Origin of the sequence: Olivibacter sp. 47, assembly GCF_030372825.1 — a bacterium.
GTDB classification, from domain to species: domain Bacteria; phylum Bacteroidota; class Bacteroidia; order Sphingobacteriales; family Sphingobacteriaceae; genus Olivibacter; species Olivibacter oleidegradans.
The window spans coordinates 294,826-311,184 of record NZ_JAUCNR010000001.1 but is presented as its reverse complement, the minus strand read 5'-3'; the positions used below and the strand labels follow the sequence as shown (position 1 = coordinate 311,184).

13 protein-coding genes are annotated in these 16,359 nt (G+C 42.4%); 5 read left to right on the top strand and 8 right to left on the bottom strand.

All coding sequences use genetic code 11. The features are described from left to right. Positions 1–11: 11 nt before the first annotated feature. On the bottom strand, positions 12–2,312 hold the full coding sequence (locus tag QT327_RS01305) for a xanthine dehydrogenase family protein molybdopterin-binding subunit (protein ID WP_289551721.1): 2,301 nt from the start codon (positions 2,310–2,312) through the stop codon (positions 12–14). A 30-nt stretch (positions 2,313–2,342) separates the two neighbouring features. Beyond that, entirely contained in the window at positions 2,343–2,798 is a 456-nt protein-coding gene (locus tag QT327_RS01300) for a (2Fe-2S)-binding protein (RefSeq protein ID WP_013667517.1), read from the bottom strand. A gap of 311 nt (positions 2,799–3,109) precedes the next feature. On the opposite strand from QT327_RS01300, the gene QT327_RS01295 reads away from it, so the two are divergent. Then, positions 3,110–3,454: an MmcQ/YjbR family DNA-binding protein gene (locus QT327_RS01295; RefSeq protein WP_130855355.1), complete on the top strand. Its 345-nt coding sequence runs from the start codon at positions 3,110–3,112 to the stop codon at positions 3,452–3,454. 43 nt (positions 3,455–3,497) lie between these two features. On the opposite strand, the gene QT327_RS01290 is transcribed toward QT327_RS01295, so the two are convergent. The 5 genes from QT327_RS01290 to QT327_RS01270 all read right to left on the bottom strand — a co-directional run bounded on the left by QT327_RS01290 (position 3,498) and on the right by QT327_RS01270 (position 8,277). Further along, positions 3,498–3,971: a thermonuclease family protein gene (locus tag QT327_RS01290; RefSeq protein WP_130855356.1), complete on the bottom strand. Its 474-nt coding sequence runs from the start codon at positions 3,969–3,971 to the stop codon at positions 3,498–3,500. Positions 3,972–3,996: 25 nt separating this feature from the next. Next, complete coding sequence (gene pgl, locus QT327_RS01285; protein WP_130855357.1) at positions 3,997–4,716, bottom strand: 6-phosphogluconolactonase; 720 nt, start codon at positions 4,714–4,716, stop codon at positions 3,997–3,999. 10 nt (positions 4,717–4,726) lie between these two features. Then, a complete protein-coding gene (zwf, locus tag QT327_RS01280; RefSeq protein WP_289551719.1) occupies positions 4,727–6,241 on the bottom strand; it encodes a glucose-6-phosphate dehydrogenase in 1,515 nt (504 codons plus the stop codon). A gap of 106 nt (positions 6,242–6,347) precedes the next feature. Next, positions 6,348–7,763, bottom strand: a complete 1,416-nt coding sequence (gene gnd, locus QT327_RS01275) for an NADP-dependent phosphogluconate dehydrogenase (protein WP_289551718.1) — start codon at positions 7,761–7,763, stop codon at positions 6,348–6,350. Between the two features lie 43 nt (positions 7,764–7,806). Next, positions 7,807–8,277, bottom strand: a complete 471-nt coding sequence (locus QT327_RS01270) for an RpiB/LacA/LacB family sugar-phosphate isomerase (protein WP_013667511.1) — start codon at positions 8,275–8,277, stop codon at positions 7,807–7,809. Between the two features lie 271 nt (positions 8,278–8,548). On the opposite strand from QT327_RS01270, the gene map reads away from it, so the two are divergent. The 4 genes from map to QT327_RS01250 all read left to right on the top strand — a co-directional run bounded on the left by map (position 8,549) and on the right by QT327_RS01250 (position 15,135). Next, a complete protein-coding gene (gene map, locus QT327_RS01265; RefSeq protein WP_013667510.1) occupies positions 8,549–9,313 on the top strand; it encodes a type I methionyl aminopeptidase in 765 nt (254 codons plus the stop codon). A 33-nt stretch (positions 9,314–9,346) separates the two neighbouring features. After that, positions 9,347–11,026, top strand: a complete 1,680-nt coding sequence (locus QT327_RS01260) for a DUF4011 domain-containing protein (protein WP_289551716.1) — start codon at positions 9,347–9,349, stop codon at positions 11,024–11,026. Then, the gene (locus tag QT327_RS01255; RefSeq protein ID WP_289551715.1) at positions 10,972–14,016 is read left to right on the top strand and encodes a DUF3320 domain-containing protein; all 3,045 of its coding nucleotides are present in this window, start codon (positions 10,972–10,974) and stop codon (positions 14,014–14,016) included. The genes QT327_RS01260 and QT327_RS01255 overlap by 55 nt, the downstream gene beginning before the upstream one ends. A gap of 72 nt (positions 14,017–14,088) precedes the next feature. Continuing rightward, a complete protein-coding gene (locus QT327_RS01250) occupies positions 14,089–15,135 on the top strand; it encodes a bifunctional transcriptional activator/DNA repair enzyme AdaA (protein WP_289551714.1) in 1,047 nt (348 codons plus the stop codon). Here QT327_RS01250 and QT327_RS01245 read toward each other — a convergent pair. Continuing rightward, positions 15,121–16,230 (bottom strand): adenylate/guanylate cyclase domain-containing protein, encoded by a 1,110-nt coding sequence (locus tag QT327_RS01245; RefSeq protein ID WP_289551713.1) that lies wholly within the window; start codon positions 16,228–16,230, stop codon positions 15,121–15,123. The two genes, QT327_RS01250 and QT327_RS01245, sit on opposite strands and share 15 nt — an antisense overlap. Between the last annotated feature and the right edge of the window lie 129 nt (positions 16,231–16,359).

Genomic DNA, 16,359 nt, shown 5'->3' with positions numbered 1-16,359 from the left:
AACGATATATTTTAATAGCTCCGTTGTTCTTTTAAATCAATAGGTAACCGGTAAATCCTTTTTCCGGTTGCAGCATAGATGGCGTTGCACAAAGCAGGCGTAAAGGGCGGTACGGGAGGTTCACCAACGCCGGTTGGTTTAGCTTCGCTGTCCACAATATGGACATGAATCTGTTGAGGTGACTCGGGCATGCGTACAATTTGATAAGCATCAAAGTTGTTTTGTACGACGGCTCCATTTTCTACGGTGATTTCGCTTTTTAGGGCGATGCTCGTAGAGAATTGCGCACCCCCTTCAAATTGTGATTTAATTCGATCCGTATTGACTGCCGTACCGCAATCTACCGCATAATGCACATGAGGAATATTGATTTTGTTATCCGGACCTACTTTTACTTCCACTATACAAGCAACATAGGTCAGAAAACTTTTATGCGCTGCAAAACCCAGTCCCGAACCCGCAGGTAGTTTTTTACCCCAACCTGCTTCTTTGGCGACTCGTTCTATGACTTTTTTCATACGCGCAGTCTCCCAAGGATAGGTACTGATATCCTCTCCGTAATTACCATATTTTCCATTCACCATCTCCTCATCAAAGGTGATCGAACGATCGTCTCCCAGGAGAGATAGTGCCTGTTGAACGGGGTCTATTCCTCGCGCTTCAGCCAGTTCATCCAACATCGTAGCAATGGCAAAAACCTGTGGAATATTCCGTACCGAACGGAGCCATCCAATTCTTAAATGTGCTTTTGCATCATGGGTTTCCACCCTGACGGCAGGTACATTGTAAGGAAAGTCGCTTGCTCCTTGGCCCAATTCACCGTCGGCAGGTTGTAATACCGACGCATCAAAAGTAGCGCTAATGGAGGGGTAGGCTATATGATGGTTCCAGCCGCTTATTTGATTGTTCTGATCAATAGTGGCGGTAATTCGCTGCACACTCAGTGCATGAAAGAAATCGTGATGCAAATCGTCTTCACGCGTCCATTGCACTTTAATCGGGAAACCGGATTCTTTAGCTAACAAGGCCGCCTCTACGATAAAATCGGGTTTCGATTTCCTTCCAAAACCGCCACCCAATAGGGTTACATTGACTTTTACATTTTCCGCGGAAATTCCTAGAAATTGAGCGATGGCGTCTCTGGCTCCCTGTGGATGTTGTGTTGGGGCCCAAACTTCGCATTTTCCGTCTTTTACCACTGCTAAAGCATTAGGAGGTTCGATGGTTCCATGTGCTAAATACGGAGCTATATAGGTATGTTCAATGACTTTTTTAGCCTGTGCTTTTGCTTGATCAAAGTTACCGCGATTTCTTCTGAGCGTACCTTTTTTCAAAACCTCTTTACTCAGTTCCTCTAATTGTTGCGCGGAGTTGTAAGTAGCATGTTCTCCTAAATCCCAAGTTACGTCTAAAAGGTCCCGACCTTTAATAGCTGCCCAGGTATTCGCTGCAATTACGGCTACACCACTTAAGGGTTTTTCAATCGTAGGCGGAATATCCCCTCCTTTAATAGGGATAACTTTTAGTACGCCAGGCACAGCCAGTGCTTTTTTGTCGTCATATGATTTTACTTTACCACCTAGCACAGGACAGCGTTTAATCACCGCTATTTTCATATTATCGACAACGGCGTCGATGCCAAAAACGGCCGTACCACTAACGATTTCGTGTAGGTCTATGATGGGTGTTGCTTTACCGATCAACGTGAATTGCTGTCTTTCCTTTAGTTTAATGTCTTGTATGCGGGGAATAGGTAAGTTTTTAGCAGATTCTATTAATTCTCCAAAATCAATTGCTTTACCGGAGGCTTTGTGTACAACTTGATTTTTAGCGGTATCGCATTCCTCAATGGGGACTTGCCACAGCTTAACTGCCGCTTGAATTAGCAATAATTTGGCAACCGCACCGGCCTCGCGCATAGGTTTATAAAACATTCTCACAGAAAAGGAACCGTCGGTGTTCTGGCTTCCATATTTCTTTTCATCCCCCTCTGCTTGTACAATGCGAACTTTATGCCAATCGGCCCCTAGCTCGTCTGCTACAATAAGGGGAAGTGAGGTGCGTATACCTTGTCCCATTTCAGAACGATGGGCAATAATGATCACTTCTCCTTTAGATGTAATCTGTAGGTACACATTGGGAGCGAGGGAACTGATCTTTTCTCCTTTCTCATTGCAGCTGAAAAAACTAACGCCGAGGGCGAAACTGCCCGCAAGCATACCGCCTATTTTTAGAAAATCTCTTCTTGATGCTTTAAAGATTTGTGAACTTACGTTCTTCAGGTCTTTTTTATCGAATGTAGGTATGTTCATATTGTTGATTGCCTTGGTTGATAATAAAAACTATGCGCCGGCGATACTTAAAATAGCTGTTTTTATGCGATTATATGTACCACATCGACATAAGTTACCTTGCATTGCTTGTTCGATTTCCTGCTCCGAAGGGCGGGGATTACTTTTTAACAGCGCTACCGCATTCATGATCTGGCCAGTTTGACAATAACCGCATTGCGGTACAACATACTGCTCCCAAGCCTTTTGAACAGGGTGATCACCATGATCCGAAATTCCCTCGATGGTGGTGATTTTTCCCTTTCCAACTGCTGATATAGGGAAACTGCATGATCGAATAGCGGTGTCATCTAAATTGACCGTGCAGGCACCGCACAGTGCTTTGCCACATCCAAATTTTGTTCCCCGCATACCCAGTACATCTCTTAAAACCCATAAAAGCGGCATGTCGTCCATTACATCCACCTCGTAGGTTTTATCGTTTACCAGAATTGAATATTTTGCCATGTTGTTTATAAGTTGAGTGTTTACAATGTTGATAGCCGTCACCTTATCTTTCTTAAATGGATCAGTAGGAAGTTAAACGGTAATGGGCTTTTGTCTATCAATATGAACAAACTTAAAAAATAATCTCCGTATTTTATCGCACTTTTTACTAACTAATTGCGAAGTGTAATCGTCTCCAATGCCTGAATTGGATAAGATACAGTCAATGAATGGAATTATATAATTAGCACTGAATTTTAATGATGTCACAATTGTTTTGTATATCCAATCTGTTTTGAGTAAATTTATTTAACATCTTAAGATTCCTCATTATGGTTACTATCCGTCAATTCAGAGAATTAGCTTTATCACTTCCTGAAGTAATGGAACGAGCACACTTTGATAAAGCATCTTTTGTAGTTAATAAAAGGATTTTCGCTACACTTTCTGAATTCGAAAACAGCGCATGCGTTAAACTTTCGGAAATCGATCAATATGTTTTTTCCTCATTTAACAAATCCAGTATTTATCCAGTGCCAAATAAATGGGGTAAGCGGGGATGGACCTTTCTACTGCTTGATCACGTTGAAGAGGAGCTTTTCAAAGACGCGGTAATAACGGCCTATTGCAATATTGCACCTAAGAGGTTGGAGGAACGAGTGAAAAACAAAGAATAGGAAAAATAAAAGCTGCCGATCATTGATCGACAGCTTCATAAAATCAGGCTGCATGCTTCCTATATAACCAGGGAGCAACCGGCTTGTTCATGCGCCATAAGCCTCTTCTTTTTTGCTTTGCGTTTCTTTCAAGATCAGCAAATTCTTTTGAATGATCAAAGCTAAGATAGTGCCATGCAAGTCCTGCTTTCAGCAGTTCTTTATTTAAATTTTTTCCATTTGGTAGGATAACGATACCGACTTTACGACCATAACGATCCGCTTGTTTTATTTCGACTCTTATCACTTGCCGAAAGCAACGGTCGGCTGTAAACTGCCTCGCTATCATACCATAGTCTTGACGGCGTTCAGGGCAATCAATACCATATAAACGGATTTTCAGTTGTTGTTTATTTTCATCTAAAAGGGTAATGGTATCCCCGTCCGCAATCCGAATGACTTTGCCTGTCACCCATGTTTGACAAATGGCAATAGTAGTGAAGAAGAGGAAAAAGATACCGCTCGTTATATATTTCATCTTTCTGCGATACAATTCTTCCAGGTTATCTCACTCGATTTGCGGCGGCCTCATCTACGAACCAGTAAACCTCACCCTGAGCCGGCCTAATCAACTGCGATGGATACTGGCTTGGATTGGGTTCCCCGTGTAAGACTTCATAAAGTGCTTTTGCTTTACCTTTTCCGTAAGTAATAAAAGCAATAACTTTCGCTTGATTAATAAGAGGGGCTGTTAATGTAATGCGATACATCTGTTGCGGTTCCAAGTAGTAGGCCTCGACCCATTTTTTTTTCTCTTTTAAAACGGCCGTGTTCGGAAATAAAGAAGCCGTATGCCCATCTTCTCCCATGCCCAATAATATCAGGTCAAATTGTGGATTCGTACCAAAATGCGTTTGTAATAGTTGTTCATATTCCAATGCATAAACCTCCGGTGTAGTATTTGCCTTCCACATCGGGAAAATTTGATTTTTTGGAATGGGAACATGGTCTAACAGCGTTTCAAATGCCATTTTTGCATTGCTCTTGTCGTCGGTTAACGGTACCCACCGCTCATCTCCCCAGAAAACAAATACTTTCGTCCAATCGATTTGTTCTACATAGGGCTGTTCAGCAAGTAAGTGATAGAGCTGAATAGGAGAGCTCCCTCCCGTTAGCGCTACGGAAAACCGACCGCTCGACTCGATTGCATGTTGGGCGATTTGTACAAAATGCTCAGCCGCACTTTTGCTCAGTGTATCAATATCTTTGAAAACGTTAATCATCTTGAAATTTTTAGTGGTGTTCTTTCGGGTGGAGGTTTGTTGCCCATACATGCCCATCGCGGGCAATTAATGCCTCGGCATTTTCGGGTCCCCAAGTACCGGCCGCGTAATTTGGAAAATCAAGCGATTCTCTGGATTCCCAAGTGTCCAATATTGGCATAATTACATCCCATGCTTCTTCTACCTGATCGGATCGCATAAACAACGTTGTGTCCCCGCGCATAGCGTCCAAAAGCAAGGTTTCATAAGCTTCGGGTGTTTGGGTTGAGCAGGTGTCGTAGTCGAATATCATTTCTGCCGGGTTAAGGTTCATTTCTAATCCGGTCTTTTTAGCCATGAAACGCAGGCGGATATCCATCTGAGGTTGTATGTTAATTGTCAGTCGATTAGGCATAAGGCTATCCGATTGACTTTCAGGGAAAGTGGAGTGTGGAACGGGCCGGAATTGTATGGTGATGGAAGACGTTTTTTCTTGCATCCTTTTACCCGTTCGTAAATAAAATGGCACTCCTTGCCAACGCCAATTATCTAGGTAAAATTTAATGGCGACGTAAGTCTCTGTGTTAGATTTTGGAGACACCTCCGGCTCTTCCCGATACCCCGGAACTTTTTTTCCTTGTATCCACCCCGCATCGTATTGACCTCGAACGGCGTAACGATGTACATCCTCCGGTTTAATTCGTCTGACAGCTCTTAGCACATCTACTTTTCGATTTCTTATTTCTTCTGCTTGAAACGAAACCGGCGCTTCCATAGCCACCATACAAAGAATTTGGAGTAAGTGATTTTGGATCATATCACGTAAAGCACCGGAACCCTCATAATACCCCCCACGCTCTTCGACACCTACCTGTTCAGCTACCGTGATCTGTACGGAATCAATATAATTTCGATTCCACAGGGGTTCAAATAACGCATTCGCAAAGCGAAAAGCCAAAATATTCTGTACGGTTTCTTTACCAAGATAGTGATCAATTCGATAGATTTGTTCTTCCTGAAACGTACGTGTTAATAAATTATTTAACTCAATCGCGGTTTCTTTGTTATGACCAAATGGTTTCTCTATAATAATCCGATCGGAAACGGGTTCTGATGCCAGTTTGCTGTCATGTAGGTTGACGGTTACCGCTTCAATAAATTGAGGCGCTACCGACAAGTAAAATAGGCGGTTGGCTCGCATGCCCCACTCAGCATCAATTTTATCTAGCTTTTCGGCCAATACGGAATAATCACCGGTATTGTTGATATTTGATTTAAAATAGGAGACATTTTTTTTAAAGTTAGCCCATTGTGCTTCATCCGGTTTGCCTTTTCGTGAAAATTCGATCAGCCCTTCATGCAAATGATTATTATATTGTTCATCATCTAACTCGGTCCTTCCCAATCCGATAATGGCGAACTTTTCAGGCATCCAACCGTCTAAATATAAATTATAGAATGCGGGAATTAATTTTCTTTTAGCTAAATCGCCGGTTCCTCCAAAAATTACGATAATGGTAGGAGTTGCCTTTTTACCTGTTTTCATGTTCTTGTTCTTTTCTTTTTTGTTTTCTGTCGAACTAGTAATTATGGCAGATCTCTTTTAGATGGTTTAAAACATATAAAAAATGGATACTGCTATAATTAACCTCTTAGTCCCATTGTGTATGAAATGTACCTGGCTTGTCGGTGCGTTCGTAAAGATGAGCACCAAAGTAGTCGCGTTGCGCCTGAATCAGATTCGTCGGAAGCGTAGCGCTTCTGTAAGCATCGAAATAGGCTAAAGACGACATAAAAGCCGGAACCGGAATGCCTTTGTCAACTGCTTCCTTCACAATCGCTCGTAAATCAGCCTGTCTATCTACTAGTTTACGACCGATTTCTTGGTCTAACAAAATATTAGGTAGCGAAGCCGTACGTTTGTAAGCTTGACGAAAATCTTCTAGACACAGGGCCCTAATAATACAACCGCCGCGCCATATTTTGGCAACCTCTTCTAGGTTTAAACCATAATCATATGTTTTGGAGGCTACATGGAGTTGCGCCAGGCCTTGTGCATAAATGGTAATCATAGCAAAATAAAATGCATTCTTTACTTTTTCTTGCAGGGCCGACTTTTCATTGGCGTCAATAGAGCCAACCGTATAATCCCAGGTAAGTTGCTCGGCCGCCTGTATACGTTCTTCTTTATAAATGGATATGTCACGCATATTCACAGCCACGTCGATGGATGGGATGGGGACTTGTAGATCCATCGCATTTTGTGAGGTCCATTTTCCTGTACCTTTGGCGCGTGCACGATCGGAGATCAGATTAATCAATCGCTGGCCGGTTTCATCATCATATTTTTTCAAGACTTCACCTGTTATCTCAATTAAGAATGACTGAAGTTCGCCTTGATTCCATTCTTCGAAAGTCTGCTGGAGGGTTTCATCATCAAAAGCGTATCCTCTTTTTAGTAAATCGTACGTTTCGGCAATGAGCTGCATGATGCCGTATTCTATACCATTATGCACCATTTTAACATAATTACCTGCCGAACCATTGCCGAGATAAGCCACACAAGGTTCGCCATCTACTTTAGCGGCAATTGCTTCGAATATTGGGCGAAGACGCTCGTAGGCTTTTTTATCGCCACCCGGCATCATACTAGGACCGAAACGCGCACCTTTTTCGCCACCGGAAATTCCCATACCGAAGAAATGTATTTTTTTTTCTGCAAGGCTGGCAACCCGCCTGTCCGTATCCGGAAAATAGGTGTTTCCGCCATCGATGACGATGTCGCCTTCTTCGAGATAGGGAAGAAGCGTTTCAATCGCGGCGTCTACCGGATTGCCCGCAGGAACAAGTAGCATAATAGCACGCGGACGTTTAATGAGTTTAACAAATTCCTCAGGAGCGGTAGTGCCTTTTACACGCTGCCCTGTATCCGCTTCGCTTTCCAATGAATTGGCTTTTGCCGCATCTAAGTCTAACCCCGCCACGGCAAATTGATGGTCAGCCATATTGAGTAGTAGGTTTCTGCCCATAACACCTAGGCCTACAATGCCAAAATCGAATGATTCCATATAGTATAATTTTATTATTGAGTCTTCTGAATCTGTTTTTGTGCTAATCTATATTTTTAAACGTTGCAAACTGTTGTTCTAATGCAATTATTTTATCAAGGCGACGTTGGAAGCGTTCCTCTCCAATATACCGGGCCTTTAAAAAAGTTTCTACCAGTTCCCATATCAGTTGGGGCCCGATTACTCTTCCCCCTAGACAGAGCAGGTTCATATCATCATGTTCTACACCTTGGTGTGCAGAATAAGTCTCGGTTACAAGCGCCGCTCGCACCCCGGGAATTTTATTGGCAGCAACCGATACACCTACGCCGCTTCCGCAGATGGCAATACCTCTTGTTACCTCGCCCTTTGCCAAAGCGAGGCCCAACGGCTTAATAACATCCGGATAATCATCTGTGGCATTGTAACTAGTAGCACCATAATCGGTCACATCAAAACCTTTTTCACTTAGTTGTTTAAGCAGTTGCTGCTTCTGCTCGAAGCCCGCATGATCTGCAGCTAGACCTATTTTCATTTTCAAGTAATTTATTGTTAAGTCATTAATGAGTATACTTGTTTTGTTTCACTTATCGTTTCAAGCGATTGAGCCCTCCCTCAGCTAAATTCCAACTAATATTCAATAATTCTGTATTTTTTAAGCAATTTTTACGATTAAAAATTCAATGGCGCCGCGTCGAATGACTGAACGATGAGGCACACGATTGTATATGAGCGGTAAATTCTCTAAGTTTGTTAACAAGAGAACAAGGCTTTTAGCTTTAATTAGAATGACTTAAATAAATAATATGTCAATAAGTAAAGAATCAGAATTGGTTGGAATGATGAAAATAGGCAAGATCGTAGCAACGACATTGAAGGCAATGCAGACCTATGCTAAGCCTGGGATGACGACGAAGGAATTAGATGACTTTGGCGCTGAGATCTTGCAAACATACGGTGCAAGGTCAGCTCCTGCACTGAGCTATGGTTTCCCTGGGTGCACCTGTATTAGTGTCAACAACGAAGTCGCTCATGGTATCCCTTCTGCGGAACGCGTACTTCAGGAAGGGGATTTAGTGAACATTGATGTATCGGCTGAATTGAATGGGTTTTGGGCAGACAATGGAAGCTCTTTTATATTGGGAAAGGATATTCATAAAAAAATGCATTTGATACATACTTCCAAGCGTATTCTGCAAATGGCAATTAATCGTATTAGAGGTGGTGTCCGGATTGCTGATATTGGCGAAGTAATGGAGAGAGAGGCAAAGAAGGAGGGTTATAAAGTTATAAAGAATTTAGCTGGACATGGCATCGGGAAGAGCCTACACGAAGAACCGGATAATATCCTAAACTATAAAGATCGCTTTGATAGAAGAAGATTTAAGAAAAATTCCGTGGTAGCCATCGAAACTTTTATAGCTACTGATTCTACCCTCGCCGTTGAACAGCCGGACGGATGGACTTTAGTTGGCAATAAAGGTGGCTATGCCGTACAACATGAACATACCATTGTCGTTACAGATGGAAAACCATTGATTCTAACAGCCGAAAATGGTGTTTGGGATTAATCGCCTTATCCCACGTCTGAAATAAAAGATGTTATGAATGAAACTGTCTTAGCCCGCCTCGAATCTGCCCGTAAAGAACTTTTAGATTTAGGATTACGCAACCCGTTACTAAACTATCGGGTGTCGAAAAGTAGGGGTTTACATATTATTCACGAAAAAAGTACCGCTATATATGAAGTGTTAGTAAGGCAAGGAAAAGCCTTGAGCTTTATTGGCCTATCCGAAAAGGAAGCTCGAAATAATGGTTTGTCTCTACCGGCTGAATTACATGCGGAAGTACCGGAAAATGCCTACTTAGATACAAAACTGCAAACAGACGAACTGGTTAGTCGCTTACAAACTAAATTATTAAATACTTTTTATTACGCTCGTACCTGTATCGAGGAACAGGGTGTAAACACGCTTTATCTAGCACTCGGTATGCTTCATTGGACCGAAAGTAATCAATCCGATGAAGTTCGTCATGCTCCCTTGGTTTTAATACCCGTATCACTCGAGCGATCCAGTGCCCAAGAACGTTTTCGATTACGGTATTCAGGAGGTGAGGTTGGTGCAAATTTATCGTTACAGGCGAAAATGCTGTCTGATTTTCATGTTGTAATTCCGGATATGGGGGATATCGAAGACTTTGGTATGGATGCCTATTTCGATGTCGTTGAAAAATCTATTCGCAGTCAGGACAATTGGAAGATAGATCGAGACCATATTGAGCTTGGATTTTTCTCATTTGGGAAATTTATGATCTACCATGATCTCGACAGCGATCAATGGCCATCGGAAAATAAGCCCGCGAACCAACCGCTTTTACAGGCACTGTTTACGGATGGTTTTAAGGAGTCTGCGCCGACAGCCAATGAGGAACATGACTTGGATAAGTATCCGGAAGCGGCCAAGATTTTTCATGTGATGGATGCTGATAGCTCGCAATTGCTCGCCCTGCTTGCTGTTAATGAAGGAAAGAATATGATAATTCAGGGGCCTCCCGGAACCGGTAAATCGCAAACCATCACCAATATGATCGCTAATGCAATCGGACAGGGTAAGAAGGTCTTGTTTGTAGCGGAGAAGCTAGCAGCTTTGGAAGTGGTGAAGAGGAGATTGGATATGATCAATCTCGGTGATGCCTGTATTGAGTTGCATAGTCATAAAAGCAATAAAAAAGAGCTACATGAGGAGTTGCGGCGTACAATGGATTTAGGACGACCTGCTCTTGCCCACTTAGAGCGAGAGGTCAGCCTGCTCAGCGAATATAAAGATGAGCTCAACGCATACTGTCAAGCTATTAATACCTTTGTTGAAAAGAGTGAGTTGACGCCGCACAAAGTTATTGGGCATCTAATGGCTATACAGGATGCCATCGGTAACCTCAAGTTGCCGAAAATACCATTGGATGATTTGCAAAGTTGGGATGCGGAACGCATGCGAAAGGCCGAAGCCTTTGCTGAACGCGTTCAGGCAAGTTTGCGGGAGATTGGTATACCGGCGGAATTACTGTTTTGGGGCAGTGGCCTAGAGGTTTTGTTACCACATGAACATGACGAAATCCGCGCGTTGCTGCAGGGAAGTAAGAAAGCGAGTGAAGATCTCCTGTATCAAGGGCAGCGCTTAGGTGAAGATATGAAGGTCCTAAGGGCTCCAAAAATACGGATGACATCCGTTTGCTCATTGCCCTTTTTGATATTGCAGGTAAAGCGCCCCAATTGGACAATGTAGACGTATTATCAAAAAAATGGATCACCGAGCAGGAAGACATCCGCGAATTTATAGAGGCCGGCGAAAGGCTATCAGCAATTTATCGACAATATGAGTCGGTATTATTACCTGAAGCTTGGGAGCAAGAAGTTTTAGCGATCAGACAGTGTTTGATGAGCCATGGAAGGAAATGGTATCGCTTTTTGATCAGTGACTACAGAAAAAGTACGAAACAGCTTGCTGTCATCTGTCGGACAACACTTCCCGACGACATAAACACACGATTAAATTACGTCAATGCGATACTGGAAGTAAAACGCTTAAGAAAGAGTTTATTGGAATATCAGGACTTAGCAGAGAAGCTTTTTGGAACAACTTGGAAACGAGAGAAATCAGATTTCGTTACCATGACACGCATTGCTGCTTTTTTATCACAAGTACATCAAGACGTGTTAGAAGAAAAGTACCCTGCTTGTTTGCTTTCTTATTTAAATCGCTACAATGAACCGTCAGTTGCTCAAAATAACGTAAAGGTTCTAACAGATTTATTGGAACAGCAGCATAGAAAGTCGCGGGAAGTTTTGGAACGACTTGCCTATGATGACCAAAAAAAGTTTGAGAAGGGCTTATTGGCCGAAGATTTTTCCATTCAGTTGGATCTTTTAAATAGATGGAATAACAACTTCGTTGAGATCAACGATGCAATTGCGTGGAATAATTTAACACAACAAGCAGAAGAACTCGACTTGAAGCGGATTACGGTTGTTGCTCAATTTTGGCCGGAGGCAAAGGATCATCTTAAAACAGCACTACAAAAAACTTGGTACGAGTTGCTTATTGAACAGGTCATGTTCAATGAACCTGCCTTGCGAAAGTTTGAAAAAAACAGTCATGAAGAAACTTTATCGAAGTTCAAGAAGCTCGACTTGCTGAATCAACAATACCATAGGGCCTTGGTAGCCTTAAAACATTGGGAAGATATTCCAAGGCAGGAGGCCGGTGGGCAAGTAAATGTCTTACGAACCGAGTTCAATAAAAAGGCGCGGCATATGCCTATTAGGCGGCTTATGCAAGAAGCTGGACTGGCAATCCAAGCGATTAAACCCGTGTTCATGATGAGTCCGCTTTCGATTGCTAATTTTTTACCGCCGTCAAGTGTAGATTTTGATTTGGTAATTTTTGACGAGGCGAGCCAAGTGCGTCCTGTTGAAGCTATAGGAGCTATTCTGCGTGCAAAACAGTTAGTAGTAGTAGGAGACAGTAAGCAACTGCCACCGACAAGTTTCTTTGATACAATGAACAATGATTTGGAAGAAGAGGAGAATATTACGGCAGATGTGCAAAGTATATTGGGATTATGTGAAGGGCAGGGAGCATCCCAGTCGATGCTACGTTGGCACTATCGAAGTCGACATGAAGCACTTATCGGTTTGTCGAACCGAGAGTTCTACGAAAACAAATTAGTGGTTTTTCCGAGTCCCGGCTCAGCGTTTCATATGGGCCTAAAATATCATTATTTAGAGAATGCCTTATATGATCGAGGAAAAACCCGTACCAATCCGCTGGAGGCAGAAGCCGTGGCCGACGCGGTTATGTCGCATGCCGCAGAACATGCTCATCTTACTTTGGGCGTCGTTGCATTCAGTTCAACACAAATGCAGGCTATCCAGCTGGCTTTGGAAATTAGGAGGCGTAAGCAGCCTGAAATGGAAGGTTTTTTTAAAAGTCACTCCAACGAGCCCTTTTTTATAAAAAACCTTGAGAATGTTCAAGGAGATGAACGGGATGTGATTTTTATCAGTGTGGGTTATGGTCGCAGTGAAGATGACAAATTGTTGATGAATTTTGGACCGCTTAATAACGATGGGGGCGAACGGCGACTGAATGTGTTAATCACACGCGCCAAGATGAGATGTGAGGTGTTTACCAATATTACAGCGGAGGATATTGATTTAAATCGATCGAATAAAAGAGGAATCTACACGCTCAAGCGCTTTTTATACTTTGCGCAACATGGAGATTTCTTAGCAAAGGACGAGTCCGAACTTGTAGCAAAAACTCCTTTTGAAGACCTCGTAAAAAGCAGTTTGGAAGAAAAGGGATATCATGTAAGAAAAAACGTTGGTACAGCTGGCTTTTATCTGGATTTGGCGGTGATTGACTCAAAATATCCGGATCGTTATATTCTTGGAATTCAATGTGATGGCGAGAACTACGCGAAGGCAAGATCAGCACGCGATCGGGATCGCTTGCGGGAACAGGTATTAACCAATATGGGTTGGAACCTATACCGCGTGTGGAGCGTTAGCTGGTACAGAAATCCAGCTAGAGAATTGCAGGCTTTGCTGGAAGCTATTGAAGAAGCTCAAGGAAAGTCCCTGATGGAAGATGTTTCCGAAGCCACGTATAGAGAAGAGTTTACTGACCTAATGCGTGAAGAGCTGGTTGAACCGAGTTCCGCATCTTTTGAGCTCTACGAAATCGCAGAATTACCGAAGATGTCATCGAGTCTTAACCTACATCAGCATCCTCTTGAAGAGATTGTTGAATGGGTAGAATATATAGTGAAAATTGAAGGACCGATTCACTTTGAAGAGATGGCTAGACGTATTGTAAATGCCGTTGGCGTTTCAAAATTAGGAGCACGCATGCGAGACACTTTAACGATAGCTAGTCATTTAGCGGAAAAGAAAAGAACCATCCGGCGCGTAGGTGATTTTTTGTGGAGAGGCAAGCAAAATGAGCCGCCGGTAAGAGATCGGACTAATTTGCCTGCAACATCAAAAAAGATTCAATATATCGCACCCGAGGAGATAGCATTTGCTGTTTTGCAAATAATTGACCGTTCCATTGCTATTGTACCGGAAGCACTCTTCCCGCTTGTTAGCAGAGCGCTGGGCTTCGGTAGATTGACAGAAGAAGTACGAAATGAAGTTGCGCGTGCAATCGAGCTACTTGTTGAGCAAGGAAAAGTAAAAAGCGAAGGCGATCTATTGAAGCTGATCTCCTAAAAATACTTGTTAAGTTTTCGGTTGTGCCTATGTTGTCGATTGAGCTATTTTTGATCTATTAAATACAGTATTATGCAATTAACAATAGATCTAATGTATGAAGCTGCCGTAAACAAAGATTCCTCTTTTGAAGGGATCTTTTTCACGGCCGTAAAGACGACCGGTATTTTTTGTCGCCCCACTTGTACTGCACGGAAACCAAAGAAAGAAAACGTTGAATTTTTTAAAACCGCAAAAGAGGCCATAATGAAGGGGTATCGGCCTTGCAAAGTGTGTCATCCCTTAGAAAAATATAATATGACACCTGATGGCATAAGGAATATCCTGAATCAACTTGCTGAAAATCCCACTAGGAAATTCAGAGACAGTGATTTGCTGCAAATGGGTGTTGAACCCAGTACGATGAGACGCTGGTTTTTAAAAAACCATGGTATGACTTTTCAGGCATATCAAAGAATGTTTCGCATCAACCATGCTTTCAAGCGTATTCAAAGAGGTGAATCTATTACAGCAACGGCCTTTGATGTGGGATACGAATCGTTGAGCGGGTTTGGAGATTCATTTAAATCAATTTTCGGGGTATCTCCCAAGCACTCAAAGGAGCAACGAGTAATTGATTTGAAACGTCTGGAAACACCACTCGGAACCATGGTTGCCTGTGCTGTTACGGAGGGAATTTGCTTGTTGGAGTTTACGGATAGAAAGATGCTTGAAACGGAATTTAAAGCACTTTCTAAAAGGCTAAATGCAACTATCATGCAAGGTGATAACTTGCATATCAGACAGTTGGAAATTGAATTGGCCGAATATTTTGCCGGCCAGCGAAAACAGTTTACGGTCCCGCTTTTTACACCAGGCACAAATTTTCAAAATCTAGTTTGGAACACCCTTCAACGTATACCCTATGGTCAAACCATCTCTTATAAGGAGCAGGCGCAAATGATGGAAAAGGAAGCTTCTATTAGAGCTGTTGCAAACGCAAATGGTATGAATAGGGTATCCATCTTGATTCCCTGCCATCGGGTGATCGGATCAGATGGACAGCTAACGGGCTATGGAGGTGGCATCTGGCGAAAAAGAGCTTTACTCGAACTGGAAAATGAATTAGCTGCCAGCTGAATCGATCGAGTTGGGTAAAAGTGCGAGAATAGCTACTTCTCGTTCTTTTCCCCGTAATCGTATGCTACCCAACAGTTTGCTGCTGTATTCCTTGGCGCTGTTCAACAGAGATAGTAAATCGGCACTGATGATTACTTCTTCCTTAAATTCTCCGCACTTCCCCAATATACGAGAAGTCGTGTTCAACACGTCACCTGAGTAGGTGATATCTCTTTTAACAACACCTATTTCACCCGCGATGACATTACCCGAATGAATACCCGCTTTAAAGGTTGGCACCAAACCATACGATTGTTCGTACTTATCTTTCTTATCTTCAATAGTCATCTTTATATCGAAAAAGCAACGAAGGCAGTGAGACTTTTCCAAGCCATCCTTGTAGCTCCATGCTACTACTACTTCATCTCCAACATATTGATAGATATTTCCCTTGTTTTCAAGAATTGGGTTGGTAATATCAGCAAAAAAATCTTTAAGAAGCGAATGGTACCGTTCGTTACCTAACCGCTCTGCTATGGTGGTGGATGCATTTAAATCCAGAAACATAAAAATGCGCTTTTCAGCCTTGGGCGTATTGTATTTGCCTGTCAAAATATGGAGAAATGTTTCATGTCCGAATTTACTGCTCACCTGTAGAAGAAACTGGGTGAGCGCGACAATGAAGGCCCAAACCAAGCCATTCTTTAGTGGATAACTATCTGTCATGAACGAAACAACCGCCTGTCGGGTGGCGGGATCGGATAGTGGCCTTTTCAATTGATAGGGTACGATTGTTAGACCCATAACAAGTGTAATGATACCGACGATAAGCACAAAACATATAATCACAATTAAAATGGTATAACCATAAGGTTTATCTCTGAACTTTTCGTTGATGTAAAAAACGAGTATACTGCCACCCAATAGCGCACCAATGAGACCCGCTCCTATATTCCTAAGTACGGAAATAAAGAAGGAATAATTGGCCGTCGTACCTAGCGATACTTGGGTATGCAACACTAAATGATCATATATAGCTATTATAAAGCCAATGAACATCCATATAATAATGATGAGTCCTAATTGTCTCAGTTTTAGAAATGTTCCCCTTTTCATTCGTTCTGTTGTGTGTGTCGTTGTTCCAAGATCTGTGTATTAGCTAAATGCATGAGCATTTAGTCGAAAATAAGACATTTTTAGCTTTTGTTTGCTTCAAAAAACAGAGAAAAGAAAGAGGTTGGGTTT